Origin of the sequence: Ramlibacter sp. (assembly GCF_050250995.1) — a bacterium.
GTDB lineage: Bacteria > Pseudomonadota > Gammaproteobacteria > Burkholderiales > Burkholderiaceae_C > Ramlibacter.
The window spans coordinates 320,765-343,223 of sequence record NZ_JBFWNP010000001.1; the positions used below are offsets into that span (position 1 = coordinate 320,765).

The window sequence follows — 22,459 nt, forward strand, 5'->3', positions numbered from 1 at the left end:
GTGATCAGTTCTTGACCGCGCTCGGCGCCACCCAGGTGTAGCCGAGCTGCGTGATGCCATCGAGCGCCTTCTTGAAGTCCTCGAACCCCGGCACGCCGAGCTCGGGCTCGAGCCAGAAGGGGTGGAAGAAGAAGGAGGCGAAACCGTCGCGCACGACCTTGCCGTACTGCGCATTCGTCACGATGTCCTGCCACGTGTAGTTGTAGTAGGAGGTCGGGTCGATGTGGCGGATGTCGTACTCGATGTTGCCGATGCTCTCGGGCAGCACGCGCTGGCCGTAGTGATCCTTGTGGATCAGGTACGGGAAGATCTGGCCCACCGCGAAGTCCTTGCTGCGCGTTCCCGCGAGGTTCGGCTTGTCGGCGGTGAAGTACACGACGCGCTGGTAGGTCGTCGGGAACATGCCGGCGGCCGTCTTCGAGGTGATCGCCGACGCGTGGTAGTGCGGCGCCTCCCAGGCCACCACGTTGTAGCCGTGGTTGCGCAGATCGTTCAGGCCGCTCTGCAGGCGGTTGCTGACCCACTGCACCGAGTCCTCGGGCACCGGCGTGTTCGCCACGATGTCCCAGAACTCGTAGTCGTCGCCGCTCACGCCCGTGTGCGGGTTCTTCTGCTTGCCGTACTGGTGCGTGTAGCCGTGCATCACGATCTCGCCGCCGCGGGACACCGCATGGTCGAGCGAGCGGCGCAGATTGGTCGCCCGCGACAGCGGCACGTACTGAGGAACGCCTCCGTTGTATGCGCCGAGCGAATCGACGTAGTAGGGGATCGCGGCCACCGAGAAAGGAATCTTCTTCGCGTGCAGGTGGTCCGACAGCTTCGTCATCGCATCGACCGACACGAGGGCGCCCACGTCTTCCAGGCGGATCATCGCGCGGTGGTTCTGCGCATGGTTGATGCCCAGCATGTCGTGCAGGATGTCGGTCATGACGATGTAGCGGTCGCGCGGGCCGATGTAGCTGAACGGCATGTCGGCCACGTACCAGAAATTGCCCGAGCGAACGATGTACGGCGCGGCCTCGCCGGTCTTGGGGTTGCTCACGGTGACCACCGCCTGCGCGCGCGCCGGGTCGGTGATGCCGGTCACGCCGATGTCGGGGTCCGCCGCCACGACGTTGCGCGCCGCGTCGTACTCGTAGTACTTGACGAAGTTCAGGCTCTTGTAGCTCACCGTGTCGAAGAAGCCGGGACGCGGATTCGACGAACTCGGCGCCGCGTTCAGGCCGCGCAGGCCGTTGAAGCCGAAACCCTTGTTCGCCTGGAAGTTGTACGCCGCGTTCCACGCGAGCTGCCACAGGTTGTACTTGAACCACACCATGGTCTTCTGCGTCGCCATCGCGTCGCCGAGGAACGCGGGCGGCAGCTGGTTGTCGTAGTACGCGCCCATGTAGAACGTCGCGTCGTAGCCGGCCATCTTGCCGGCGGTGTACTGATGCACCGGCAGCAGGTCGGTCTGGGCGTTGAAGTGGCCCATGAGGTTCTTCAGCATGATCCCGTAGCCCATGCCGAGCTTCTCGAACTCGGTGCCGGGAGGCGCGTCGTACACGACGAGGACCTTGGGCACGGCCTGGGCTTGCACGGGCGCGGCGAATGCCATCAACAGGCTCGCGGCGCAGAGGAAAATTCGCATCAGGCGGTTCATCGCTTGGCACCTCCGCGGTTGTCGTTGCGGTTGTCGTTGCGGTTGTCCCGGCGATCCTCGCGGCGTTCGTCGCGCGCTTCCTTGCGGTCTTCCTTCCGCTCTTCCCGTTCGGCCTTGCGGTCCATGCGGTCGTCGCGCGTGACGTCCTTCTTGTGATGCCCCTTGTGATGGTGGGCGCGAATGTGGCGCTTGCGCTCTTCGGGGTTGACCCCCGCATCGAGCTGGATCCGGTCCGAGCCTGGCGGCCGCGGCGGGGGCTTCACGGTTTGCGCCTGCGCGCCGAGGGCCATCAAGGCCGAGGCGGCAAGGACGGCGAGTCTGAACGTACGCATGGACTTCTCTCCCTGTTGACTTTTCATGCCGCGGCCGCCTGGGCCGCGGAGGTGGCGTCGATCAGCTCGGCAGCCAGGAGATCCGCGATCTTCTGGGCCGACCGGCCGTCGCCGAATGGATTCGTGGTGGCCTGCATGCGGCGATACGCGAGCTCGTCGCTCGACAGCCGCTGCACTTCCCGCACGATGGCCTCGCGGTGCGGGCCGATCAGTGCGGCGCAGCCGGCGTCCACCGCCTCGGGCCGCTCCGTCTCGTGGCGCAGCACGAGCACGGGCACGCCGAAGGTCGGCGCCTCTTCCTGCAGGCCGCCGGAGTCGGTGAGGATCATCGACGCGTCGGCCAGCGCCTGCTGCATCTCGAGGTAGTCGAAGGGCGCGCTCAGTTCGACGTTGGGCAGCCCTTCGAGGATGCTGCGCGCCGCGCGCTGCACCACCGGATTGAGGTGGATGGGGAATCGCACCTGCGTCTGCGGATTGGCGCGTGCGATGTCGGCCACGGCGTGGAAGATGTCCTCCATCTCCTGGCCCCAGTGCTCGCGGCGATGCACGGTGACCAGGATCGGGCCCTTCGTTGCGCCGGGCAGGCGCTTGATGCCGTAGCGCTCGCAGGTCCAGTGCTGCGCGTCCACGACGGTGTTGCCCGTCATATGCACGCCTTCGGGCGCGATGCCTTCCTTCATGAGCGCATCGACCGCGCGCTGCGTGGGCGCGAAGTGCAGCCGCGTGATGCGGCTGATCATCTGGCGCAGGCCTTCCTCGGGGAACGGTCGGTCGAGGTTGTAGGTGCGCAGGCCGGCTTCGACGTGCGCGACCGGCACGCGCCGGTAGAACGCGGTGAGCGCGCCAAGGAACGCGCTCTCCGTGTCGCCTTGCACGATGCACATGTCCCACTTCTCGGCGGCCATGAGCGCATCGAGCTGCGTGCGGCACTCGATGCTGAACTGCTCGAGCGACGCGCCGGAGCGCGTGAGGCGCACGTCCGGCACGATGTCGAAGCAGCGGAGCATGTCCTCCGCCATGTCGGAATGTTGTCCGGTGTGGACCCAGACCACACGGGCCCATTGACGCGCGCGGAGCGCGTGATACACCGGGGCGAGCTTGATGATTTCCGGCCGTGTACCGCACACGATGCCGATGAGGGGCTTGTCCACGACCTGGGCCTCCCTGACCCGCCGGCCTGTCGACCGGTACTGCTTTGTCAACCGCTCCCGCGCAACTGCTGCGCGCGGAGCGACCTACGTTTCGATACAGGCCGTGGGGACGGTCCGCGACTAAATCACGCTGCGGTGCCGGGTCCCGGCGTCCGCGGATGTATCAAACGCCAGATCAATGTAGGTTTTGTAACGGGTACGCAATGGAGGGTGCAGCGCGCAAATGCAAGTAGGACAGTGCCTACCGCCGAGGCGCGCTTCTTCGGCTCAAAAAAAAGGCAGCCCGGCAGTCTGCGCGACTGCCGGGCTGCTCGATCCGCCCTTGACGCCAGAGGCGTCGGCCGGGGTTTAGAACGTGTGACGCAAGCCGAGTTCGTAGCCCGTCGACGAGCCGCCGGGCGCCGTGGTGGCGCGGCCGTTGTGATAGTTCGTGCCGCCTGCCTTGTTGGAAACGCGCGACCAGTTGGCGTACACGGCCGTCCGCTTCGACAGATTGTGGACGTAGCCGAGCGCCCACTGATCGGCGTCGTTCGCGACGGCCGACGTGTTCACGCGGCTGTAGGCCGCGCGGAACATGCCGATGCCGAAGGCGGGCACGGTCGCGCCGATGAGCCAGGTGCGCGTGCGCGTCGCGCCCGTGCGGTTCTCGTTGATGAGGACCATGGGCTTGGCCATGCCGAAGTCGTAGCTCGCGCCGAAGTTCGTCTGGCGCAGGTCGCCCAGGGCCGCGATCTCGGTGCGCGTCACGCCGAAGGCGGCGTCGAACTTGCCGCTGGCCCAGCCGAGACGGAAGCCCAGCACGTCGCCATCGTCTTCCGTCGCGCCGGCGTTCGACGCGTTCTCGCCCAGGGCGTACATCGCCTGCCCGTAGAACCCGTTGAGGTTGCCCGGCAGGATGTAGCCGAAGGAGTTGGAAGCGCGGACGTTGGTCACGCGCGCCGCGCCCTGCACCGGGTAGAACAGGTGGCCGGAGCTGCCGACGCCGTTGGTTCCGAACGGGTTGAACGCGGACAGGTTCCAGAAGCCGGGGACGTAGTCGCGGCCGAGGCGGACTTCGCCCCAGGAGCCGGCGATGCTCACGGTGGAGCGGCGATTGAACGTGAGGCCCTGGCGGCCCGCGGTCGCGGCGCCCGCGCCGCTCGGCTGGTTGTTGCTGTTGGTCGCGCCGCCCTGGCCGTCGTCGGGCGTGAGGGCCGCTTCGAGCCAGAAGCTCGCGCGCAGCCCGCCGCCGAGGTCCTCGACGCCCCGGAAGCCGAGGCGGCTGGATTGGTAACCATCGGGACCGAGGATGCTCAGGCTTCCGTTGTTGCGCCCGGACAGGTGCGCGTAGCCCACGTCGACCAGGCCGAACATCGTCACGGACGACTGCGCGTTCGCGGCGCCCCCGGCAAGAATCGCCAACGCGGCGGCCAGCATCGATCTCTTCATCATTCCCTCTCTCCTTCAGTGTGCGGAACGTGGTGCAGGATTGCGCCGCGATGCTAGGGGAGGTCGTGGGGTATCGAGACCAGACGAAAGGCTGGGTGTGGCGGGGGTGAAACGGCGGGTGGGGCGGGATATCTTCGGCTGCTGGACTTTACGGACGAGGGGGAATCCTAGAATGAACGACATGACGGCAACGGTGCATTTCTCCATCAAATACGACGGACCCGCGTTGTCGAGCCACGAGATGGATGTGCGTGAACTGGCACCCGCGCTCCTGGCCCTTTCGAACCTCCTGGAGGAGGCGAACCGTGCGGTGTTTCCCGACGCTTCGGACGTTCGCGTCCACGTCAAGGGCGATTTCAAGGGCGGGTGCTTCGCGATCGATCTCGTTGCCTTGCAATCGATGAAGGACCAGCTGGTCGCGATTTTTTCCGGCCCGACCGCCTCCGCCTCGGCCAATCTCTTCGGCATTCTCGGTGGGCTCGGACTGCTGGGAGCCGCCGGCAAGGGGCTGATCGACGTCATCAAGTGGCTGCGCGGGCGCAGGCCAACCAGCATCAGGATCACTGGCGACACGACGGTGTTCGAGCTTCGCGGCTCGGAGAGCGTCGAGACATTCGAAGTCGACCTGATCACGGGTCGCCTGTACCAGAGCCGAATCGTGCGGCAATCCCTGGCCAAGGTCGTGAAGCCACTCGAGCGCGAAGGCATCGACCTGTTCGCGACGGGGCGAGGAGGCGTGACGGAGGCGGTGGTCACCAAGGAGGAGGCCCGGTTCTTCGAACTGGCCGCCGGCTCGCCCGACGTCGTATCCGACACCCTGACGGAGAACGTTCTGCTCCAGATCGAGTCCGCCGTCTTCAAGGAAGACAACAAGTGGCGCTTCCACGACGGGGCCGTCTCGTTCTTCGCAGAGATCGCGGACAGGGACTTTCTCGAGAGGATCGCGTCGGGGCAGGAGCGATTCGGCAAGGGCGACGTGCTGATCGTCGACCTGCGCCGCGTGCAGAGCATCACGGACAACGGGCTGAAGCTGGAGCACATCGTCTCGAAGGTGCGCGAGCACCGGGCGCCATTGCAGCATGGGTTACTTTCATAGCAAGACGCGCTGCGAGGGCATTGCCGTGCCTGCCACCCCCGCGCGCAATCGCACCGCCGCGACGCCGGAGGAGCCTGCCAGCATCCATGTGAACGCTGTGTTCCCTCTGTACGGGAAGAAGGCGATGGCCGCGCTGCAGCGGCTACGCGCCGCGACGGCCGACGTCAGGCCCAACCCGCGGGGCGGCGCCATCGCGGCAGTGCGGCGTCTGCGTGATGGCCGCTGAGCGGATCGTCATCGACATCTACGAAAAAAGGGGAATCACGCTTTCACGTGATTCCCCTCTGTAGAGAGTGGCGCGGCTGGCAGGATTCGAACCCACGACCCCTTGGTTCGTAGCCAAGTACTCTATCCAACTGAGCTACAGCCGCTGAGCCCGCAAGTATAACAGGCTCCGCGAGGACCTGGCGAAGCCGCCCACGGACGCCGCCGGCTCCGCAGTGCTACAACACCGCATGCCCTTGCCCAACGACCTCCTCCAGGACCTCGCCCCCACCGGCCGCCTTCGCGTGGCGCTGAACTCCGCCAATGGCGTGCTCGCCGCCAGCCGGACGACCTCGGAGCGCCCCGCGGGCGTCACCATCGACCTCTCGCGCGAACTCGCGCGCCGGCTCGGACTCGACGTCGCGTTCGAGGAATGCGACACGCCGGGCAAGGCGCTGCGGGTGCTCGCCGCGGGCGACGCCGACCTGAGCTTCTTCGCCGTCGACCCGCTGCGCGCGCAGGAGGTCCATTTCACACGTCCGTATGTCGAAATCGAGTGCGGCTACGTCGCGCGCGACAACTCGCCGCTCGTGCGGGGCGACGACGTCGACCAGACGGGATGCACCGTCTTCGTCTTCGAGACGAGTGCATACGACCTCTACCTCACCCGCACGCTGCGGCACGCGACCATCGTTCGCGTGCGCGAGCAAGCCAAGGTGCTCGATGCATTCCTGCAGCATCAGGGCCTGGCAGCCCTGGCGGGGATCAAGCCGTCGCTGATCGTCACCGCGGAACGCACGCCCGGGCTGCGCATGCTCGAGGGCGGTTTCCCCGGCGTCGGGCAGGCCATGGCGCTGCCCCGACGTTGCGGTGCAGCGACGCAGGCGTACCTGGAGCAGTTCGCACAGGAAATGATCGAAGGCGGATTCATCGGCGCCGCGCTCGAGCGGCACGGCATCCAGGGCGCGCGGGTGGCGACAGGCCCGGGTCGCTGAACGAAGGCTCGGCGCCGATCAGCGCGGAGGAGCGGCGGCATCCGGGCCCAGGCCCGTGTTCCACTGCTTCACCACCCATTCCGTGACGAGCCCATCGCGCACGTAGGGGTCGCCCCGCGCGAAATCCTCCGCCACTTTCGGCGAATCGCCCTTGAACCAGAGCACGGAGCCCTCCGTCGGCGGGTTGCCGAGCGAGCCGCCCTGCAGCAGCTCGCCGCGGTCGTACGCATCGAGCGCCCAGCGCAGGTGTTCGTCCTTGATCTTCGCCCGGCGTTCGGTGAAGTCGGTCTTGGTGACGGTGTAGAACAGCAGGTAGTGCATGGTGTGAAGGATCCCGGAGCGCGATCGTAGGGACGGGGGATGACGCCGTCCATGCGGGAAAGCGCGCTCACGTTCGCCGCCCGCTTCGCGCACCATGCTTCGCGGGCGCATTGCCCGGCGAACAACGATGAAGTCCCGATGAAAAAACGATTCCTTCTCAAGGCCCTCAGCGCCGTCGCGATGCTGGCATTCACCGGCACGAAAGCGCTGGCGCAACTGAACCCGGGCCGCCCGGTTCGCATCGTCGTGCCTCTGCCGGCGGGCACCGCGACGGACCAGTCCGCACGCACGCTCGGCCAGCAGATGAGCCAGCTGCTCGGCGGGCAGTCCTTCATCGTCGACAACAAGGCGGGCGGCGGCACCGTCATCGGCGCGATGGACGTGGTCCGCGCCGCGCCGGATGGCCACACGCTCCTGTTCGCATCGGTCTCCACGCTGGCCATCAACATGGCGCTCGTGAAGAACGTGCCCTACGACCCGCGGCGCGATTTCACGCCCATCGCCGGCTTCGGCGCCACGACCCTCGTGCTGATGGTCCGGCCCAGCCATCCGGCGAAGACGCTGCAGGAATTCATCTCGCATGCCAAGCAGAACCCCGGTAAGGTGTCCGTGGGCTACGCGGCGAGCGTGGTGCAGGTGCAGATCGCCGCGTTCGACAAGGTGGCCGGGACGAACGTGCTGGCCGTCCCCTACAAGGGCATCCCCGCGATCATCACCGACATGATCGGCGGCACCATCGACGCGTCGTGGATCGACCTGGCCAACGCCATGACGCACGCCAAGGCCGGCTCGTTGCGCCCCCTCGCCGTGACCACGGCCAAGCGCAGCCCGCTGGTGCCGGACTGGCCCTCGGTCATGGAAGTGCTTCCCGGCTCCGGCTTCGACTACCCGGCGTGGTTCGCGCTGGTCGGCCCGGCCGGCATGCCGAAGGACGTGGCCGACAAGCTGTCCGCGGCCGCGATCCAGGCGCTCAGCCAGCCGGGCATGAGCGAGAAGCTCGCCTCGCTGGGCATGGCGCCCATGCCGCTCGCGCCCGAGCCCTTGCGCGCGTTCATCGCGGGCGAGATCGTGAAGTGGACGCGCAGCGCGGCGGACGCGAACATCCAGCCGCAGTGAACGCGCCGGGCGTCAATCGATCTTGACGCCCGTCACGGCCACGGCCTTCTTCCAGTACTCGATGTCGTTGCGCAGCTTGCGCGGAAAGTCCTCGGGGCCCGCGACGGGCTCCAGGCCTGCGGCGGCCAGCTTCTCCTGAACTTCCGGCAGGCGCGCGACGCGCTCCACGCTGGCGCGCATGCGCTCGGCGAGCGGGGCCGGCACGCCGGACGGCACGAAGAGGCCGAACCAGCCAGCCAGCGACAGCTCGGGATAACCCAGCTCGAGGAACGTCGGCACGTCGGGCAGGTGCGGCGAGCGCTTGCTGCCGGTGATCGCGAGCGGCTTGACCTTGCCGGTGCGGTTCTGCGCAAGCGTTGCGGCCAGGTCGAGAATACCCAGCGTGACATGTCCTGCCAGCATGTCCGTCATCAGCAGGCCCGTGCCCTTGTACGGGATATGCACCGCCTTCAGGTTGTGGCGCTGGTTCAGCAGCTCGCCGTAGATGTGCGCGGTGGTGCCGTTGCCGTAGCTTCCGTAGCTGTACTTGCCGGGCGCGGCCCGGCCCTTGGCGACGAAATCCTGCAGCGAGGAAATGCCGGCATCGGACGTCACGAGCACGAGGGGAATGTCGTTGACGCGGCCCAGCGCGGTGAAGTCCTTCAGGACATCGTATTCGAGCTTGCTGTAGAGCGACGGCGCCTGCACCAGCTGGCTGAAGCCGAGGAGGATCGTGTGGCCATCCGGATTCGAGCGGGCCACGTAGGCGGACCCGATCATCCCCGAGGCGCCCGGCTTGAAGTCGACGATGACCGGCTGCTTCCATTCCTCCGAGAGTTTCGAAGCGATCAGCCGCGCCACCACGTCGCCGGTCGATCCGCCGGGGGCGGGCAGGAGGATCGTGACGGGCCGCGTGGGGAAGGCGGGCGCCTGGGCCGCCGCGCCGAGCGGCAACGTGGCTGCCGCACCGGCAAGGCAGAAGGTCCGGCGGGTGATGGAATGCATACGGCGCTGTCTCATGGAGTTCGAGTCGGAGCATCCTAGGTTTCGGCTGCCCGCGGGACAAATCAAATAATCTGAAGGACTCTTCAATCCTGAACAATGCTTCAGTTAATCCAATTTGTCCCGAACGCGCGGGACGCCTAGGATGGCGGCGGCCACCACAACCCGCATCCAGGGAGAGCAAGCTGTCCACGCCAGCCCGCACCATCATCGACGTCGTTCGCCGCCGCGCCGACGTCACGCCCGAGGCGATCGCCTTCGACTGGCGCGGCGTATCCACGCGCTGCGCTGCGCTGGAGGCCCGCAGCAACCGGGTAGCCCGCGCATTGCAGTCGGCGGGCATCCGCGCCGGCAGCCGCATCGCCGTGCTGTCGAAGAACAACCCCGCCCAGCTCGAGGCGTGGCTCGGCGCCATGAAATGCGGGGCCGTGCTGGTGCCCGTGAACTACCGCCTGGTCGCGAGCGAGCTGCTCTACATCCTGAACCACGCGGGCACCGAGATCCTGCTCGTCGGCCGCGACCACTACGCACTGGCCGAATCGATGCTGCCCGACCTGCCAAGCGTGCGGCTCGTCGTCGCCATTGATGGCGGCCACGCGCAGTGGCCCGCCTTCGACGAGTGGCGCGACGCGCACGAGGGCAGCCCGGTGCCGATGGCCGCCGGGCCCGGGGACGTGGCCCTGCAGATCTACACGAGCGGCACCACGGGCCGCCCGAAGGGCGTGGAACTCACGCACGGCAACCTGATGGCCGACCTCGCGCGCGTGGCGCGGCACGACATCTGGCACGAGGGCGACCGCCTGCTGATGTGCATGCCCATGTGCCACCTGGGCGGCAGCACCGTGAGCCTGCGCTGCCTTTACTTCGGCATGGAGATGGTGCTGCTCGACGGCTTCGACGTCGAGGAGGTCATCGGCACGATCGAGCGGCGGCGCATCACCAAGATCTTCTTCGTGCCGTCGATGCTGCACATGATCCTGGAGTCGCCCTCCTCGCGCAGCGCCGACCTGTCGTCGCTGGACCTGATCTTCTACGGCGCGGGGGTGATGCCCTACGAACTGCTGCAACGCACACGGGAGGTGTTCCGCTGCCGCTTCGCCACCGGCTACGGCATGACGGAGACCTGCGGCGCCGTGACGCACCTCGGGCCCGAAGACCACGTCGGGCCGCTGGCGGCGCAGCGCATGAAATCCTGCGGCCGTGCCGATGGCGCCGAAGTGCGCGTGGTGGACGAGGCCGGCCGCGACGTGCCCCCGGGCACGGCCGGCGAGATCGTCTGCCGTGCGCCCCAGGTGATGCGTGGCTACTTCATGCAGCCGGCCGAGACGGCCGAGACCGTGCGCGACGGCTGGCTTCACACCGGCGATGCCGGCTGGTTCGACGACGACGGCTACCTCTACATCCACGACCGCATCAAGGACATGGTCAAGTCCGGCGGCATCAACATCTATCCGCGCGAGATCGAGGAAGTGCTGCTGGCGCATCCGGCGATCGGCGAGGTCGCGGTGATCGGCGTGCCCGATCCGCGCTGGGGCGAGTGCGTCAAGGCGGTCGTGGTTCTCCGCGCGGGGCACGCGCTCGATGCCGACGCGCTGATCGCCTTCGCGCGCGAACGCATGGCGAAGTTCAAGGCGCCGCAGTCCGTCGATTTCGTCGACGCCCTGCCGCGCAATGCGTCGGGCAAGGTCCTCAAGCGCGAGCTGCGGCAGCCGTACTGGCGCGCGCAGGAGCGGCAGGTCTAGGAGCCCAGGCTCCTAGTACACGATCCCGCGCGACACGCCGCCATCCACCGCGATGGCCTGGCCGGTGATCGCGGAGGCCGCGCGCGAGGCCAGGAACACCACCACCGACGCGACCTCGTCCACCTCGATCACGCGGCCCAGCGGAAGCTGCGCGCCGATGGCCTTGTCGGCCTCGGCCTCGCTCACGCCGAGTTCGCGCGCCCGCGCAGCGACGCGGCCCGCGTGCCGGTCCGTGCGCACGATGTGCGGATGCACGACATTGACCAGGATCTTGTCGCCGATCAATTCCTCGGCGAGGTACTTCGAGAACGCGGCGACGGACGCATTGCCCAGCCCCTGCGGCAGGCCGGACCCGTTGCCCGGCGTTTCCTTGGCGCGGGAGACGTCGCGCGCCGCCGTGCCGCCGATGTGGATGATGCGGCCGTGGCCCGCGAGGCGCATGGGCGCGATGCTGGCACGCGAGCAGCGCATCGCGACCAGCAGCTTGCCGTTGATGCGCATCATCGCCTGCTCGTCGGTCATGTCCTCGAAGCGCGCAGGAACCTTGTCGGCGGACATCGACGCGTTGTTGACCAGCACGTTCAGCGCGCCGAATGCCTCCACGGTGCGCTGAACGACGCCGATGCAGTTGCCCGCGTCGCCCAGGTCCGCCTGCAGCGCCACGCATTCGGCGCCGAGCGCGCGAATGTCGGCCCGGGTCTGCTCGAGCGATGCCGGGTCGCGCCCGCAGATGGCCACCCTCGCGCCTTCGCGCGCGAAAGCGAGCGCGATCGCGCGCCCGATTCCCCGATTGCCGCCGGTGACGAGGACGGCGGCGTTTTTTAGTCCGAGGTCCATGCCGTTCAGGCCAGCGCCCCGCTCTCCTTCAATGCCCGCGGCGTCTTCACGGCATAGGTGTTCGAGCCGAGGTTGTAGTAGCGCCGGTACGGGGAGTATTCGCCGCCCACGATGGTGAGCCCGAAGGTGTCGTCGGTCATCGCCTGGAAGCTGTGGATGTCGTTGGGCGGCACGACCATCGCGATCTCGCCCGGCTTCATCAGCACTTCCTCGACGATCTTGAGCTCGGCATGGCCGTCGACGCTCTCGTCGTCCACGCGCTGGTAGACGGTGTGCTTCAGCGTGCCCTTGCACACCACGATGGCCTCCCACACGCCATGATCGTGCGGCGGGATGAACTTGCCGTTGGGGAACTGGTCCAGCTCCAGCGTCAGGTCCTCGTCGAAGTACAGCCACTTGGCGTTCTCGATGTGGTTGGCCTGGCGCTTGGTGCCCAGCTTGTACAGGTCGTCGCGGCGCAGCACCGGCAAGGTGGCCTCCAGCAGGCCTTCCCGCAGCTTGTCGTTGTCGCTGTCCTGCTCCCACGCCTCGATGGTGCGCATCATCCGCGCGGCACAAGTTCGGATCGAATTCGGATTCTCGGATCGTGACATCGGGATGCTCCTTCAAAAAAAACGGGCGCCCTCTAAACGCGGGCGTCCAGCTTACTGCGCGGCCTTGATCTGCGCGCGCTTGATGACTTCCGCCGTCCGCGCCGCGTCCTGTCGGACGTACTCGGTGAAGGCCGCGGGGTCGGACACGGTCGGCACCAGGCCATTGCTCAGCATGGTCGAGGCCATGTCGGGCGAGTTGACCGCCGCGTGGACGTCCTTGCTGATGCGTTCGCGCAGCGCCGCCGGCATGCCGGCCGGGCCGAACACGCCGATCCAGGAGTGATAGTGGTAGCCCTTGAGGGTTTCGCCCACCGTGGGCACGTCCGGCAGCAGGGCGGACCGCTTGTCCGAGGTCACGGCCAGCACGCGCAGCGCGCCCGACTTGATGTGCGGCAACGCGCCCGTGAACGAGAAGTGCCCATACGGCGCATGCCCGCCCACGACGTCGGCGATGGCGGGCGCGGTGCCCTTGTAGTGCACCATGAGGACGTCTACGCCCGCCTGCATCTTGAGGGCCTCGCCGCTCAGGTGATCGGCCGCGCCCGGCGCGGACGTGGCGAAGCCGAAGGTCTCCTTGGCCGCGTTCTTCTTCTTGATGTGGGCGATCAGCTCGGCGACGTTCTTCGCCGGAACGGAGGGGTGGACCACCACCGCATAGCCCTGCGTGGAGACCTGCGAGATCGCCGTGAGCTGCGTGGCCGGATCGTAATCGGGCCGGTTGACCAGGATGGGCGCGGCGACGACCGCGCCGTCGTAGGCCAGCAGCAGGTTGTAGCCGTCGGGCGGGCTCTTCACGACCGCCATGGCGCCGATGATGCCGGACGCACCCGGCTTGTTCTCGACCACGACGGGCTGGCCCCATTTGTCCGACAGCGCCTTGGCCAGGCGCCGCGCCACGAGGTCGGTGCCGCCGCCGGTGCCGACGGGCACGACGAGGGTGACGGGTTTGGTGGGGAAGTTCGCCTGCGCGAAGGCGGTGCCTGCGAAGAGGCCCGCCAATGCGAACGCGAGCGCGTAGAAGCGATGTCGGGAAGCTCGGATCATGCTGTCTCCATTTTTTCTTGGGTACTGCTTTTCCCTGCTTCCGGCCAAAGTGCGTTTGCGGCGCCTTTTGCCGGAAGCGGATTCATTCTACGGTCGTCGCGTCAACCGCATTCCTGCCAAAGACGCGAAGGCTCAGAGAACGACTTCGACGAGGTAGGGACCCGGCGTCGCGAGCGCCTTGCGGAACTCGGCCGCGAGGCTCTCCAGCGTGTCGGCGCGCGACGCGCCGAGGCCCTGCGCGCGCGCGAAGGCCAGCCAGTCGAGCGTCGGCCGCTCCAGGCTCAGCATCTCCTGCGCCGCGGCGCCGCGCGCGTCCGCACCGACGCGCATGAGTTCGCCGCGAAGGATCTGGTAGGACCGGTTCGCGAACACGAGGATCTTCACGTCGAGGCTCTCGCGCGCCATCGTCCAGAGCGACTGCAGCGTGTACATCGCGCTGCCGTCGCCCTCGAGCACCACCACCGGACGGTCGGGCGCCGCGATCGCCGCGCCCACGCCCGCGGGCAGGCCGAAACCGATCGCGCCGCCCACCGTCGTCAGCCAGTCGTGCGGCGCCGCCGTCGACGTCAGCTTGCCGAAGCCCCGGCCCCTCGACACCGCTTCATCGACGACGATGGCGTTCACGGGCATCAGGTGGCACAGGACGGCCGCGATGCCTTCGGGCGTGAGCGGCCCCGTGGGCAGGCCGGGCCGCGACAATGCCGCGACGCCACGCGGAGCCAGCGCCTGTGCGCCGAGCGACTTCGCCAGTTCATCGAGCGCGCCGGTGATGTCGTCCTCGGGACCCGCGAGTTCGACGATGTCGCAGGCCGGGTCGGCCAGGAGGCTCGGCATGTTCGGGTAGGCGAAGAAGGCCACGGGCGCCTTCGTGCCGACGAGCACGAGTGTCTGGAACTGCTTCAGCAGCGCGACGGCCTCGGCCACGCCATACGGAAGGCGCACGGCCTCGACCCGCCCGGCGCCACGTTCCACGCGCGCGACGGCGTATTCCGTGAGCACCGCGCAGTCCGTTGCCGCGGCGATGCGGCCGGCCACTTCGAGCGCACCTGCGCGCGTGCCCTCGCCGCCGAGCAGCAGGGCCGCGCGTCCCTTGCGCAATGCCGTCACGGCCGCCGCGATGGGAGACTCACCCACCTTCGGCGGCGGGTTCGGCGCCTGCGGCGCGGCGGGTCCGCGCGCTTCGGTCCATGCGGCGTCGGCCGGCATGATGAGGGTCGCGATTTTCCCGGGCCGGCCCGACGCTGCCGCGACCGCGGCGGCGCCATCGGCCGCGACGGTCAGGGCGTCCTTCGACGTCCGCACCCAGTCGGACATCGGGCGCGCGATCGCTTCGATGTCGGTGGTGAGGGGCGCGTCGTGCTGCAGGTGGTGCGTTGCGTGCTCGCCCACGATGTTGACGATGCCGGAGCGCGCCTTCTTCGCGTTGTGCAGATTGGCGAGGCCGTTGCCGAGCCCCGGCCCGAGGTGCAGCAGGGTCGACGCGGGCTTGCCGGCCATGCGGTAGTAGCCGTCGGCCGCGCCGGTCACCACGCCTTCGAAGAGGCCGAGCACGCAGCGCATCTGCGGGACCTTTTCGAGCGACGCGACGAAATGCATCTCGGACGTGCCGGGGTTGGCGAAGCAGACTTCGACCCCCGCGTCCACCAGAGTTCGAACGAGGCTTTGGGCGCCGTTCATTCGATTCGATCCATGACCATGCTTGTCCTTCTCGATGGCGCCGGATCCAGCGTCCGGCCCGTGGATCATACGGTCGCATCGCCTGCGCGTCGGGTCGATCGCGCGGACCGCGAATCTACAATGCGGCAGGCGGGCCGTTAGCTCAGTTGGTTAGAGCAGGGGACTCATAATCCCTTGGTCGCTGGTTCGAGCCCAGCACGGCCTACCATTCGCAATGTGCGTTCGGCCTCGGCGAGGCGGGTCATCACGACTTCGAACGCAGGCGGCGGCTTGATGAACATTGCGCGCATCCGCGCGTAGTCGCGCGCCAGCGCGTCGAGCCGTGCGGCCCCCAGTCCCGCAAACAGCGCCGGCGTGAACACGGAGCCGGTGAGGCCAGCCTGATGTGACGAGCCAGCGGCTTTCATGTCCGAAAGATGGCACGTTTTTCGGACGCGCGGAAGAGCTGGAAGGGATGATGACACCTTGCTTGCCCGAACTCGGCAGACAGCGAGTGATAGCGCTCCCCCACCCTTGGCAACACGCAGATTCAGAGTCCGGGGTTGCCATCGAAGTTGATGGGTCCTGTCGCGCGATGCCGGGAAATCGCAGCGTGACGTCGCCAAAAAAACCGATTAAAGTGAGGATATCGATTTTCAAGGTCCGGCCATGAAACTCCTCTCCTGCCTTGCCTTCGTCGCCGCTGCCGCGTTCGCCGGCGTCTCGCCCGCGCAAGCGCAGCAGACGGTCCGCGTCAGCATCCTGCCGATCATCGATGCCGTGCCGTTCGCGGTCGCGCAGAAGCTCGGCTACTTCGAGCAGGAGGGACTGAAGGTCGACACGACGCCGACCGCCGGCGGCGCCGTGGGCATTCCCGCGCTCCTGGGCGGCTCCGTCGACATCACATTCGGCAACGTGGTGTCCACGATGCTCGCGGCGGCGCAGAACCTGCCCGTGCGCGTGATCGCGCCCGCGACGAACATGAACGACAGCCCGACGGTGGCGGTGCTCATCGGCCGCAAGGGCGAAGCCTGGAACACCGCGGCGAACTTCGAAGGCAAGTCGATCGGCGTGAACACGCGCAACGGCATCAACTGGCTCTATGCACGGGCATGGGTCAAGGCCCGCGGCGGCGACCCCGACAAGGTGCAGTACCGCGAAGTTCCTTTCCCGCAGCTCGCGGATGCGATCAAGCGCAAGCAGATCGACCTCGGGTTCCAGGTCGAGCCGTTCAAGAGCGCCAACCTGCGCGATCCCGAGATCGCGATCGCGGGCTCGCCTTTCATCGAGGTGCAGCCCGGCCTCGACGTCGGCCAATATCTCACCACGGCCGACTATCTGGCGAAGAACCCGGACACCGTCGAGAAGTTCGCGCGCGCCATGCGCAAGGGCATCACGTGGTTCAACGACAACCGGGCCAATCCGCAACTCGCCGACATCGTTTCGGAGTTCACACGCATCCCGGCGGCCACGGTCCGGGAGATCAAGCTGCAGCCGCTGCCCCTGACCGTGAATCCGGATCAGATCCGCAAGACCGTCGACCTGATGCGCGCGCACGGCATGCTGCAGGCCCCCGTCGACGTTGCGCGATTCGTCGCCCCCGTGGCGCTGCGCTGAGCCCGGCCTTCGCCCATGTTCATCCGCAACAACTGGTATGTCGCGGCGTGGCCGCATGAGTTGACCGGACTCAAGCCGCTCGGCCGCACGCTGCTCGGCGAGCCCGTGGTGCTGTACCGGCAGGCGGACGGAAAAGCCGTCGCGCTGCAGGACCGCTGCTGCCACCGCAGCATGCCGCTGTCGGATGGCGCGGTCGTCGGCAACCGAATCCAGTGCGGCTATCACGGCCTCGAATTCGACTGCACGGGCCGCTGCGTGCTCATCCCGGGCCAGGCCGACATTCCCGCGGCGGCGCGCGTACGCAGCTATCCGGTGGTGGAACGCGACGAGGTCGTGTGGATCTGGATGGGCGACGAGGAACGCGCCGATGCGTCGAAGATCGTTCCCTACCCCTGGCACAACCCCGGCAGCGGCTGGGCGCATCGCAAGCAGCTCTACACCATCGCGTGCAACTGGGAGCTGATGAACGACAACGTCATGGACCTCACGCATCTCGCGTACGTACACCGCAACACCATCGGCGGCAATCCGTCCATCCACTTCAATGCGGAAATGAAGGTGACACGCGAGGGCGAGAGCATCAAGGCCGTGCGATGGTTGCGCGATTCGACGCCGCCGCCCACGTACACGAAGGCCATCCCCGGCCTCGCGGCCACGGCCGACCGCTGGCAGCAGATCGAGTATTTCCACGGCCTCATTCGCGTGTACACGGGCGTGATGCCCGTCGGCCGCGGCGGCGGCGAGGTGCCGGCCGAGCCGGGTCGCGACGAACATGGACTGCGGACCTTCGACGGCATCACGCCGGAGACGGCGACCTCGATGCACTTCTTCTGGTCGGCCGCGCACAGCTTCGACATCGACAATCCCGCGACGACCGACCTGGTCTACGACCAGATCGATGTGACCTTCCTCGAGGACCGCGACGTGCTCGAACGGCAGCAGGCGCGCATGTCGGCCCTGCCCGATGCGAAGTGGGTCGACATCCGCAACGACGTGGCCGGCCTGCAGGTGCGGCGGCTGGTGCGCGAACGACTCGCGCTCGACGGGCCTGCGCCCTCGAAGATGGCCGCCTGATGGCGACCGGCATGGAGATCGGCTTCACAGCCGGTGCGTCATCGACGGTGCCGTACCGCCCGGTGGGGCGCAGCGGCCTGCGCGCCTCCGCACTGGGCATCGGCTGCATCCCCTTCGGCGGCGTCGTCGACGTGGCCGGTGCGACGGCGATCGTCCGCGAAGCACTGGACGGCGGGATCAACTACTTCGACACGTCCAACAGCTACGGCCTCGGCCGCAGCGAATCGTGCCTCGGCGAAGCGCTGGCCGGCCGGCGCCGGGAAGCGGTGATCGCCACGAAGTTCGGCCAGCGCACCGGACCCGGACCGCACGACGTCGGCGGCTCGCGACTCGCCATCGTGCGTGCGTGCGAGGACAGCCTGAGGCGCCTGCGGACGGACTACATCGATCTCTACCAGCTTCACTGGCCCGACCGCGAAACGCCGATCGACGAGACGCTGCGCGCGCTCGACGACCTGGTGAGCGCCGGGAAGGTCCGCTACATCGGCGGCTGCAACCTCTACGAGTGGGAGCTGTGCGAAGCGGTGATGACATCGCGCCAGCGCGGGTATGCCGAATTCGTGAGCACGCAGGACCACTACAACCTGCTGTACCGCGACATCGAGAAACGCATGGAGCCTTTCCTGCTGAAGTTCGGCATCGGCCTCGTGCCTTACTTTCCGCTGGCCGGCGGCCTGCTCGCGGGGGCCTACCGGCGCGATGCGGCGCCCGCGCCCGGCACCCGCCAGGCGATGAACCCGGTGACGCACACCTGGCAGTCTCCGCGTAATTTCGACGTGCAGGAGAAGCTGCTCGCCTTCGCGCAGGCGCGCGGCTGGACGATCGCGCAGATGGCGCTGGCGTGGCTCATCTCGCGGCCGGCGGTCAGCACCGTGATTGCCGGCGTCGACAAGGTCGAGCACCTTCGGGAAAACCTGAAGTGCCTCGACGTGCGCTTCAGCGCCGCCGATCTGCTGGAGATCGATCGCATCACGCTCGTCGACGAGGACCGCACGATGGCGCCCGTGTTCCGGCCGCTGGAGCCCGAGCGCATCCACGAGTTCGACACCCTGCAGGCGGCGAAGGCCAAGGGCCTGAACCGGGGCGGATTCCCACGCTGAGGCCGCGCAGCTCGCGCGGTCAAGGCGCGGCGGCGAAGGCTTCGATGGCCGCGACGTAGTCGGCCGCGCGCTCGACGTGCGGCAGGTGCCCGCAAGCCGGCAGCAACACCCGGCGCGCACCCGGGATCAGCGACGCATACCTGGACCCGATCGCCGGCAGCACCGCGCGATCGTTCTCGCCCCACAGCAGCAGCGTCGGAACTCGGACCCGATGCAGCCACTTGGCGAGATCGGGGTCGACGAAGCGGCACGCGCGCGCGATCCGTTCCAGGCTCTCGCGGTTCTTGCGCGCGATGGGACTCTCCTGCGAGGCGACGGCGCGTGCGCGGGCCGTCTCGGCCAGGGCGGGATCGTGGAACAGATACGGAGCGAGCGCCTCGTCGCTCATCGAGAACACGTCGAGCGTCGCGGCTTCCGGCGCGTCGAGACCCGGCGCGCCAGCGAGAACGAGCCGCCTCAGCCGGGACGAATCGCGAATCGCCGCCTCCGCCGCGATCCAGCCGCCGAGCGCCTGGCCGACGACGACGACATCGCGAAGGTCGAGCGCCTCCAGGAAGTCGAGATAGAAATAAGCGAGGTCATGGATGTTCGCGAGCCACGGCGGCGATTCGCTTTCGCCGAAGCCCGGATGCTCCGGCGCCAGCACTTCGAAGTTCTTCGCCAGTCTCTGCATGAAGGGCAGCGGCGCAGGCACGCCTTGCGAGCCGTGCAGGTACAGCAGCGTGGGACCCTCACCGCCTCGCCAGAAGCGCGTGCGGCAACCGGCGACGTCGACGAACGATGAGACGAACTCGGTCATGAAACACGGGCGAATCGCGTCATCGAACGATTCTATTCCCGGCCTCGGACCTCACGCATCCTCGACGCCGACCGCCAGCGTCCCGATCGGTTGGATCTCCACCTCGATGCGATCGCCGGCCTTTACCCACAGCGGCGGCTTGCGCGCGAAGCCCACGCCCGCGGGCGTGCCGGTCGCGATGACGTCGCCGGGCGCCAGCAGGAAAATGTCGGAGAGGTACGCGATGAGCGTGGGGATGTCGAAGATGAGCGCGTCGAGGCCCGAGTGCTGCACCTGGTTGCCGTTCAGTCGCGTGGTGAGCGTCAGCCGCGACGGGTCCGGAATCTCGTCCGCGGTGCATATCCACGGCCCCATCGCGCCGCTGCGATGGAAGTTCTTGCCCGCCGCCAGCGAATGCTGGCGCTGGAAATCGCGCACGCTGCCGTCTTCGAGGATCGTGTAGCCCGCGACATGGGACAGCGCATCCGCCTTCGCGATGTGGCGCCCTCCGCGTCCGATGACCACGGCCAGCTCGCCCTCGTAGTCGAACGAGGTCGACACCTTCGGTCGCTGGACCACGTCGCCGTGCGGCACGAGGCTGTCGCTCGTGCGGAGGAAGAACTCGGGATGCTCCGGCGGCGGCGCGCTGCCCTCGGCCACATGCGCGCGATAGTTGCGGCCGATGCAGATGATCCTGGCGGCGTCCGGCACGGGCAGGTCGAGCTTCACTTGCGACATGGCGATGCGCCGCGCCGATGCCAGCGCCTTCGACGCCTCGGCGAGGCCGTTCCCGGCCAGGAGTTGCCGGATGCCGGCGTAACGGTGGGCCAGGACCGCGCCCACGTCGGCCACCGAGTCGCCTTCGACGATGCCCCAGCTGCCGCGTCCGCTTTCCGTGAAAGTTGCAAGTTTCATGATGCGTGGAAACAGGTTGCCGCTCAGAGGTCGACGAGCGAGGCCGCGATCACGTCTTCGTTCCAGTCGATGCCGAGACCCGGCGCCTCCGAAACCTTCCAGGCGCCCGCCGTCGGTTTGAACGACGCGCGCATCACCGCATCGGCCATGCCGACGTGTTCGAGCCAGTGCGCCGCGCCGCACCCCGGCAACAGGTGACCGCAGATTTCCGGGAACGAGTGCGCGGACACCGGCACGCCGTGCGCTTCGCACAGCGTCGCGGCCTTCATCCAGTTGGCGATGCCGCCCATCTTCACGACGTCGGGCATGGCGTAGTCGGAAGCGTTCGCGCGCAGGCTGTCCGCCGCGTCCGCCAGCGTGAGCCAGTTCTCACCGATGGAGATCGGCGTCGCGGCGCCACGCGCGAGTTGCGCGCAGCCCGCGTAGTCTCGCGCGGCGACCGGCTCCTCGATCCACACCAGCCCCTCGCCGTCGATGGCGCGGATGCGTGCCGCGGCTTCGGGCACCGACAGGATCTGGTTGTAGTCGCCCATCATCGGAAAGTCGTCACCGACCACGGCACGCACCGCGGCGACGAGCGCGAGATCCTTGCGCACGGATGGATGGCCCAGCTTGAGCTTGACGCCGCCGTACCCGTCGGCGATTGCTTCGCGCGCCAAGTCCGCCGCCTTCGCCGGATCCATCGCCACGAGCGTCTTGTAGACGGGCAGCGCGCGCGGCGCCGCGCCGAGCAGCCGCACCAGCGGCAGCTTCGCGCTTTTCGCCAACGCGTCCCACGCGGCGATCTCGATCAGCGCGCAAGCGGTCGCGAGCGGACCGTGCGTGCCGATGAGACGCGTGCGCGCGCGCAACTTGCGATCCAGGTCCAGGGGCGCCAGCGTGTCGCCCTCGATCAGGCCGCCGACTTGCTGCAGCATCGCGGCAACGGGCTTGAGCATCATCGGCAGGAACAGGCCCACGTAGGCATGGCCGGTGACGCCCGCATCGGTCTGCAGGTCGAGCAGCAGCACGGGCCATTTCGAGAAACTGCCGGACGCCGTCTCCAGCGGCTGGCGAACGTCGAGCAACACCGTGCGCACGCGCACGCCGCGCACCTTCACGTCGGCCTGGGCAGCGATCATGGAACTGACTCCTGAAAAATGTGTTGTCATCCGCCGCCGCCCGCACCGGGCGCGGCCTTGTCCTTCGGCGGGGGGATGCGCCTGACGCTCAGGCGGTCCGTGACCCGCGTGTAGTCGTCGCCCGAAAGCCGCCCGACCGGGTCGAAGCCGGCGACGTCGATGCGGTTGCGCTCCTGCAGGATCTTCTCGTCGATATGGAAGCACAGCACCTCCCCCAGGATCATCCGGTAGGGCCGGTTCGAGATCGGGATGATCTGCACCGCGCGGCATTCCAGATGCACCATGGCCTCCCGCAGGCGAGGCGCGGCGATGTGCTTCGAAGCCACCGTGGTGAAGCCGGCGAGGTCGATCTCGTCGACGGTCTCGTCGAAGTCCGTCGCGCAGATGTTCATCTTGTCCAGGATCGGCGTGGACACGAGGTTCACGACGAACTCGCGCGACGCCTCGATGTTGCGGATGGTGTCCTTCATGGCCCACTCGCCCTCGGGCGTCTTTCGGGGACCGCCGGATAAGACGACCATCGGCGGGTCCGTGGCGATGCCGTTGAAGAAGCTGTAGGGCCCCGCATTCGGGCCTCGGGGCCCGAGGGTGGTGACGAGCGCGATCGGGCGCGGAATGATGACGCCGGCCAGCAGCTTGTACTGCATCGGCTGGTCGATCTCGCTGCTGAGAATCGTCTTGAACGTGGGCGAGTTCGCGTGCTGCATGGGTCCGGG

22 protein-coding genes and 2 tRNA genes are annotated in these 22,459 nt (G+C 67.8%); 9 read left to right on the plus strand and 15 right to left on the minus strand.

The genetic code is table 11. The features are described from left to right. Positions 1-4 precede the first annotated feature (4 nt). The 4 genes from AB7E83_RS01520 to AB7E83_RS01535 form a co-directional block, all read right to left on the minus strand. Positions 5-1,642 (minus strand): DUF2334 domain-containing protein, encoded by a 1,638-nt coding sequence (locus tag AB7E83_RS01520; RefSeq protein ID WP_428564520.1) that lies wholly within the window; start codon positions 1,640-1,642, stop codon positions 5-7. Further along, the gene (locus AB7E83_RS01525; protein WP_428564523.1) at positions 1,639-1,974 is read right to left on the minus strand and encodes a hypothetical protein; all 336 of its coding nucleotides are present in this window, start codon (positions 1,972-1,974) and stop codon (positions 1,639-1,641) included. The genes AB7E83_RS01520 and AB7E83_RS01525 overlap by 4 nt, the downstream gene beginning before the upstream one ends. Positions 1,975-1,997: 23 nt before the next feature. Continuing rightward, positions 1,998-3,125 (minus strand): non-hydrolyzing UDP-N-acetylglucosamine 2-epimerase, encoded by a 1,128-nt coding sequence (gene wecB / locus AB7E83_RS01530; protein ID WP_428564526.1) that lies wholly within the window; start codon positions 3,123-3,125, stop codon positions 1,998-2,000. 348 nt (positions 3,126-3,473) lie between these two features. Further along, entirely contained in the window at positions 3,474-4,553 is a 1,080-nt protein-coding gene (locus AB7E83_RS01535) for a porin (RefSeq protein ID WP_428564529.1), read from the minus strand. Positions 4,554-4,725: 172 nt separating this feature from the next. Between AB7E83_RS01535 and AB7E83_RS01540 the strand changes: the two genes are divergently transcribed. Together AB7E83_RS01540 and AB7E83_RS01545 are read left to right on the plus strand one after the other, a co-directional pair. Continuing rightward, positions 4,726-5,649 carry a hypothetical protein gene (locus AB7E83_RS01540; RefSeq protein ID WP_428564532.1) on the plus strand — a complete coding sequence of 308 codons (924 nt, stop codon included), beginning with the start codon at positions 4,726-4,728 and terminating at the stop codon, positions 5,647-5,649. Between the two features lie 25 nt (positions 5,650-5,674). Then, positions 5,675-5,875 carry a hypothetical protein gene (locus tag AB7E83_RS01545; protein WP_428564535.1) on the plus strand — a complete coding sequence of 67 codons (201 nt, stop codon included), beginning with the start codon at positions 5,675-5,677 and terminating at the stop codon, positions 5,873-5,875. A 68-nt stretch (positions 5,876-5,943) separates the two neighbouring features. On the opposite strand, the gene AB7E83_RS01550 is transcribed toward AB7E83_RS01545, so the two are convergent. Continuing rightward, a tRNA-Arg gene (locus AB7E83_RS01550) sits at positions 5,944-6,020 on the minus strand. Positions 6,021-6,110: 90 nt separating this feature from the next. On the opposite strand from AB7E83_RS01550, the gene AB7E83_RS01555 reads away from it, so the two are divergent. Then, complete coding sequence (locus AB7E83_RS01555) at positions 6,111-6,848, plus strand: transporter substrate-binding domain-containing protein (protein WP_428564538.1); 738 nt, start codon at positions 6,111-6,113, stop codon at positions 6,846-6,848. 18 nt (positions 6,849-6,866) lie between these two features. Here the strand turns inward: AB7E83_RS01555 and AB7E83_RS01560 are convergent, their stop codons facing one another. Then, positions 6,867-7,169: a YciI family protein gene (locus tag AB7E83_RS01560; protein WP_428564541.1), complete on the minus strand. Its 303-nt coding sequence runs from the start codon at positions 7,167-7,169 to the stop codon at positions 6,867-6,869. Positions 7,170-7,307: 138 nt separating this feature from the next. Between AB7E83_RS01560 and AB7E83_RS01565 the strand changes: the two genes are divergently transcribed. Continuing rightward, entirely contained in the window at positions 7,308-8,285 is a 978-nt protein-coding gene (locus AB7E83_RS01565; protein WP_428564544.1) for a Bug family tripartite tricarboxylate transporter substrate binding protein, read from the plus strand. Between the two features lie 12 nt (positions 8,286-8,297). On the opposite strand, the gene AB7E83_RS01570 is transcribed toward AB7E83_RS01565, so the two are convergent. Further along, positions 8,298-9,269 (minus strand): Bug family tripartite tricarboxylate transporter substrate binding protein, encoded by a 972-nt coding sequence (locus AB7E83_RS01570; protein WP_428564547.1) that lies wholly within the window; start codon positions 9,267-9,269, stop codon positions 8,298-8,300. A 206-nt stretch (positions 9,270-9,475) separates the two neighbouring features. Between AB7E83_RS01570 and AB7E83_RS01575 the strand changes: the two genes are divergently transcribed. Continuing rightward, positions 9,476-11,008, plus strand: coding sequence for a long-chain-fatty-acid--CoA ligase (locus AB7E83_RS01575; protein WP_428564736.1), 1,533 nt, complete (start codon positions 9,476-9,478; stop codon positions 11,006-11,008). A 12-nt stretch (positions 11,009-11,020) separates the two neighbouring features. On the opposite strand, the gene AB7E83_RS01580 is transcribed toward AB7E83_RS01575, so the two are convergent. From AB7E83_RS01580 to AB7E83_RS01595, 4 genes are all read right to left on the minus strand, one after another. Continuing rightward, positions 11,021-11,845: an SDR family NAD(P)-dependent oxidoreductase gene (locus AB7E83_RS01580; protein WP_428564550.1), complete on the minus strand. Its 825-nt coding sequence runs from the start codon at positions 11,843-11,845 to the stop codon at positions 11,021-11,023. A 5-nt stretch (positions 11,846-11,850) separates the two neighbouring features. Then, positions 11,851-12,438, minus strand: coding sequence for a hypothetical protein (locus tag AB7E83_RS01585; RefSeq protein WP_428564553.1), 588 nt, complete (start codon positions 12,436-12,438; stop codon positions 11,851-11,853). Between the two features lie 51 nt (positions 12,439-12,489). Further along, positions 12,490-13,482 carry a Bug family tripartite tricarboxylate transporter substrate binding protein gene (locus AB7E83_RS01590; RefSeq protein ID WP_428564556.1) on the minus strand — a complete coding sequence of 331 codons (993 nt, stop codon included), beginning with the start codon at positions 13,480-13,482 and terminating at the stop codon, positions 12,490-12,492. 132 nt (positions 13,483-13,614) lie between these two features. Next, on the minus strand, positions 13,615-15,159 hold the full coding sequence (locus tag AB7E83_RS01595; protein WP_428564559.1) for an acetolactate synthase large subunit: 1,545 nt from the start codon (positions 15,157-15,159) through the stop codon (positions 13,615-13,617). Between the two features lie 131 nt (positions 15,160-15,290). On the opposite strand from AB7E83_RS01595, the gene AB7E83_RS01600 reads away from it, so the two are divergent. The 4 genes from AB7E83_RS01600 (at position 15,291) to AB7E83_RS01615 (ending at position 18,929) form a co-directional block, all read left to right on the plus strand. Next, positions 15,291-15,367 (plus strand) — tRNA-Ile (locus tag AB7E83_RS01600). Between the two features lie 440 nt (positions 15,368-15,807). Continuing rightward, entirely contained in the window at positions 15,808-16,755 is a 948-nt protein-coding gene (locus AB7E83_RS01605) for an ABC transporter substrate-binding protein (RefSeq protein WP_428564562.1), read from the plus strand. Positions 16,756-16,770: 15 nt separating this feature from the next. Beyond that, positions 16,771-17,829: a Rieske 2Fe-2S domain-containing protein gene (locus AB7E83_RS01610; protein ID WP_428564565.1), complete on the plus strand. Its 1,059-nt coding sequence runs from the start codon at positions 16,771-16,773 to the stop codon at positions 17,827-17,829. After that, positions 17,829-18,929: an aldo/keto reductase gene (locus AB7E83_RS01615; RefSeq protein WP_428564568.1), complete on the plus strand. Its 1,101-nt coding sequence runs from the start codon at positions 17,829-17,831 to the stop codon at positions 18,927-18,929. Before AB7E83_RS01610 ends, AB7E83_RS01615 begins: the two co-directional genes overlap by 1 nt. Positions 18,930-18,948: 19 nt before the next feature. Here the strand turns inward: AB7E83_RS01615 and AB7E83_RS01620 are convergent, their stop codons facing one another. Genes AB7E83_RS01620 through AB7E83_RS01635 form a run of 4 tightly spaced genes read right to left on the minus strand, consistent with a single transcriptional unit; the run spans position 18,949 to position 22,450 of the window. Further along, on the minus strand, positions 18,949-19,728 hold the full coding sequence (locus AB7E83_RS01620; RefSeq protein ID WP_428564571.1) for an alpha/beta fold hydrolase: 780 nt from the start codon (positions 19,726-19,728) through the stop codon (positions 18,949-18,951). A gap of 51 nt (positions 19,729-19,779) precedes the next feature. After that, positions 19,780-20,622, minus strand: coding sequence for a fumarylacetoacetate hydrolase family protein (locus AB7E83_RS01625; RefSeq protein WP_428564574.1), 843 nt, complete (start codon positions 20,620-20,622; stop codon positions 19,780-19,782). A 23-nt stretch (positions 20,623-20,645) separates the two neighbouring features. Continuing rightward, positions 20,646-21,743 (minus strand): enolase C-terminal domain-like protein, encoded by a 1,098-nt coding sequence (locus tag AB7E83_RS01630; protein WP_428564577.1) that lies wholly within the window; start codon positions 21,741-21,743, stop codon positions 20,646-20,648. A gap of 26 nt (positions 21,744-21,769) precedes the next feature. Continuing rightward, entirely contained in the window at positions 21,770-22,450 is a 681-nt protein-coding gene (locus tag AB7E83_RS01635; RefSeq protein WP_428564580.1) for a flavin reductase family protein, read from the minus strand. Positions 22,451-22,459: the final 9 nt, after the last annotated feature.

Excerpts from the sequence above, each read along its gene's own strand:
- AB7E83_RS01620 (WP_428564571.1), bottom strand. The coding sequence starts at position 19,728 with ATGACCGAGTTCGTCTCATCGTTCGTCGACGTCGCCGGTTGCCGCACG.
- AB7E83_RS01585 (WP_428564553.1), bottom strand. The coding sequence starts at position 12,438 with ATGTCACGATCCGAGAATCCGAATTCGATCCGAACTTGTGCCGCGCGG.
- AB7E83_RS01565 (WP_428564544.1), top strand. The coding sequence starts at position 7,308 with ATGAAAAAACGATTCCTTCTCAAGGCCCTCAGCGCCGTCGCGATGCTG.
- AB7E83_RS01570 (WP_428564547.1), bottom strand. The coding sequence starts at position 9,269 with ATGCATTCCATCACCCGCCGGACCTTCTGCCTTGCCGGTGCGGCAGCC.
- AB7E83_RS01520 (WP_428564520.1), bottom strand. The coding sequence starts at position 1,642 with ATGAACCGCCTGATGCGAATTTTCCTCTGCGCCGCGAGCCTGTTGATG.
- AB7E83_RS01630 (WP_428564577.1), bottom strand. The coding sequence starts at position 21,743 with ATGATCGCTGCCCAGGCCGACGTGAAGGTGCGCGGCGTGCGCGTGCGC.
- AB7E83_RS01525 (WP_428564523.1), bottom strand. The coding sequence starts at position 1,974 with ATGCGTACGTTCAGACTCGCCGTCCTTGCCGCCTCGGCCTTGATGGCC.
- AB7E83_RS01635 (WP_428564580.1), bottom strand. The coding sequence starts at position 22,450 with ATGCAGCACGCGAACTCGCCCACGTTCAAGACGATTCTCAGCAGCGAG.
- AB7E83_RS01580 (WP_428564550.1), bottom strand. The coding sequence starts at position 11,845 with ATGGACCTCGGACTAAAAAACGCCGCCGTCCTCGTCACCGGCGGCAAT.
- AB7E83_RS01625 (WP_428564574.1), bottom strand. The coding sequence starts at position 20,622 with ATGAAACTTGCAACTTTCACGGAAAGCGGACGCGGCAGCTGGGGCATC.
- AB7E83_RS01610 (WP_428564565.1), top strand. The coding sequence starts at position 16,771 with ATGTTCATCCGCAACAACTGGTATGTCGCGGCGTGGCCGCATGAGTTG.
- AB7E83_RS01590 (WP_428564556.1), bottom strand. The coding sequence starts at position 13,482 with ATGATCCGAGCTTCCCGACATCGCTTCTACGCGCTCGCGTTCGCATTG.
- AB7E83_RS01535 (WP_428564529.1), bottom strand. The coding sequence starts at position 4,553 with ATGAAGAGATCGATGCTGGCCGCCGCGTTGGCGATTCTTGCCGGGGGC.
- AB7E83_RS01540 (WP_428564532.1), top strand. The coding sequence starts at position 4,726 with ATGAACGACATGACGGCAACGGTGCATTTCTCCATCAAATACGACGGA.
- AB7E83_RS01615 (WP_428564568.1), top strand. The coding sequence starts at position 17,829 with ATGGCGACCGGCATGGAGATCGGCTTCACAGCCGGTGCGTCATCGACG.
- AB7E83_RS01605 (WP_428564562.1), top strand. The coding sequence starts at position 15,808 with ATGAAACTCCTCTCCTGCCTTGCCTTCGTCGCCGCTGCCGCGTTCGCC.
- AB7E83_RS01595 (WP_428564559.1), bottom strand. The coding sequence starts at position 15,159 with ATGAACGGCGCCCAAAGCCTCGTTCGAACTCTGGTGGACGCGGGGGTC.
- AB7E83_RS01560 (WP_428564541.1), bottom strand. The coding sequence starts at position 7,169 with ATGCACTACCTGCTGTTCTACACCGTCACCAAGACCGACTTCACCGAA.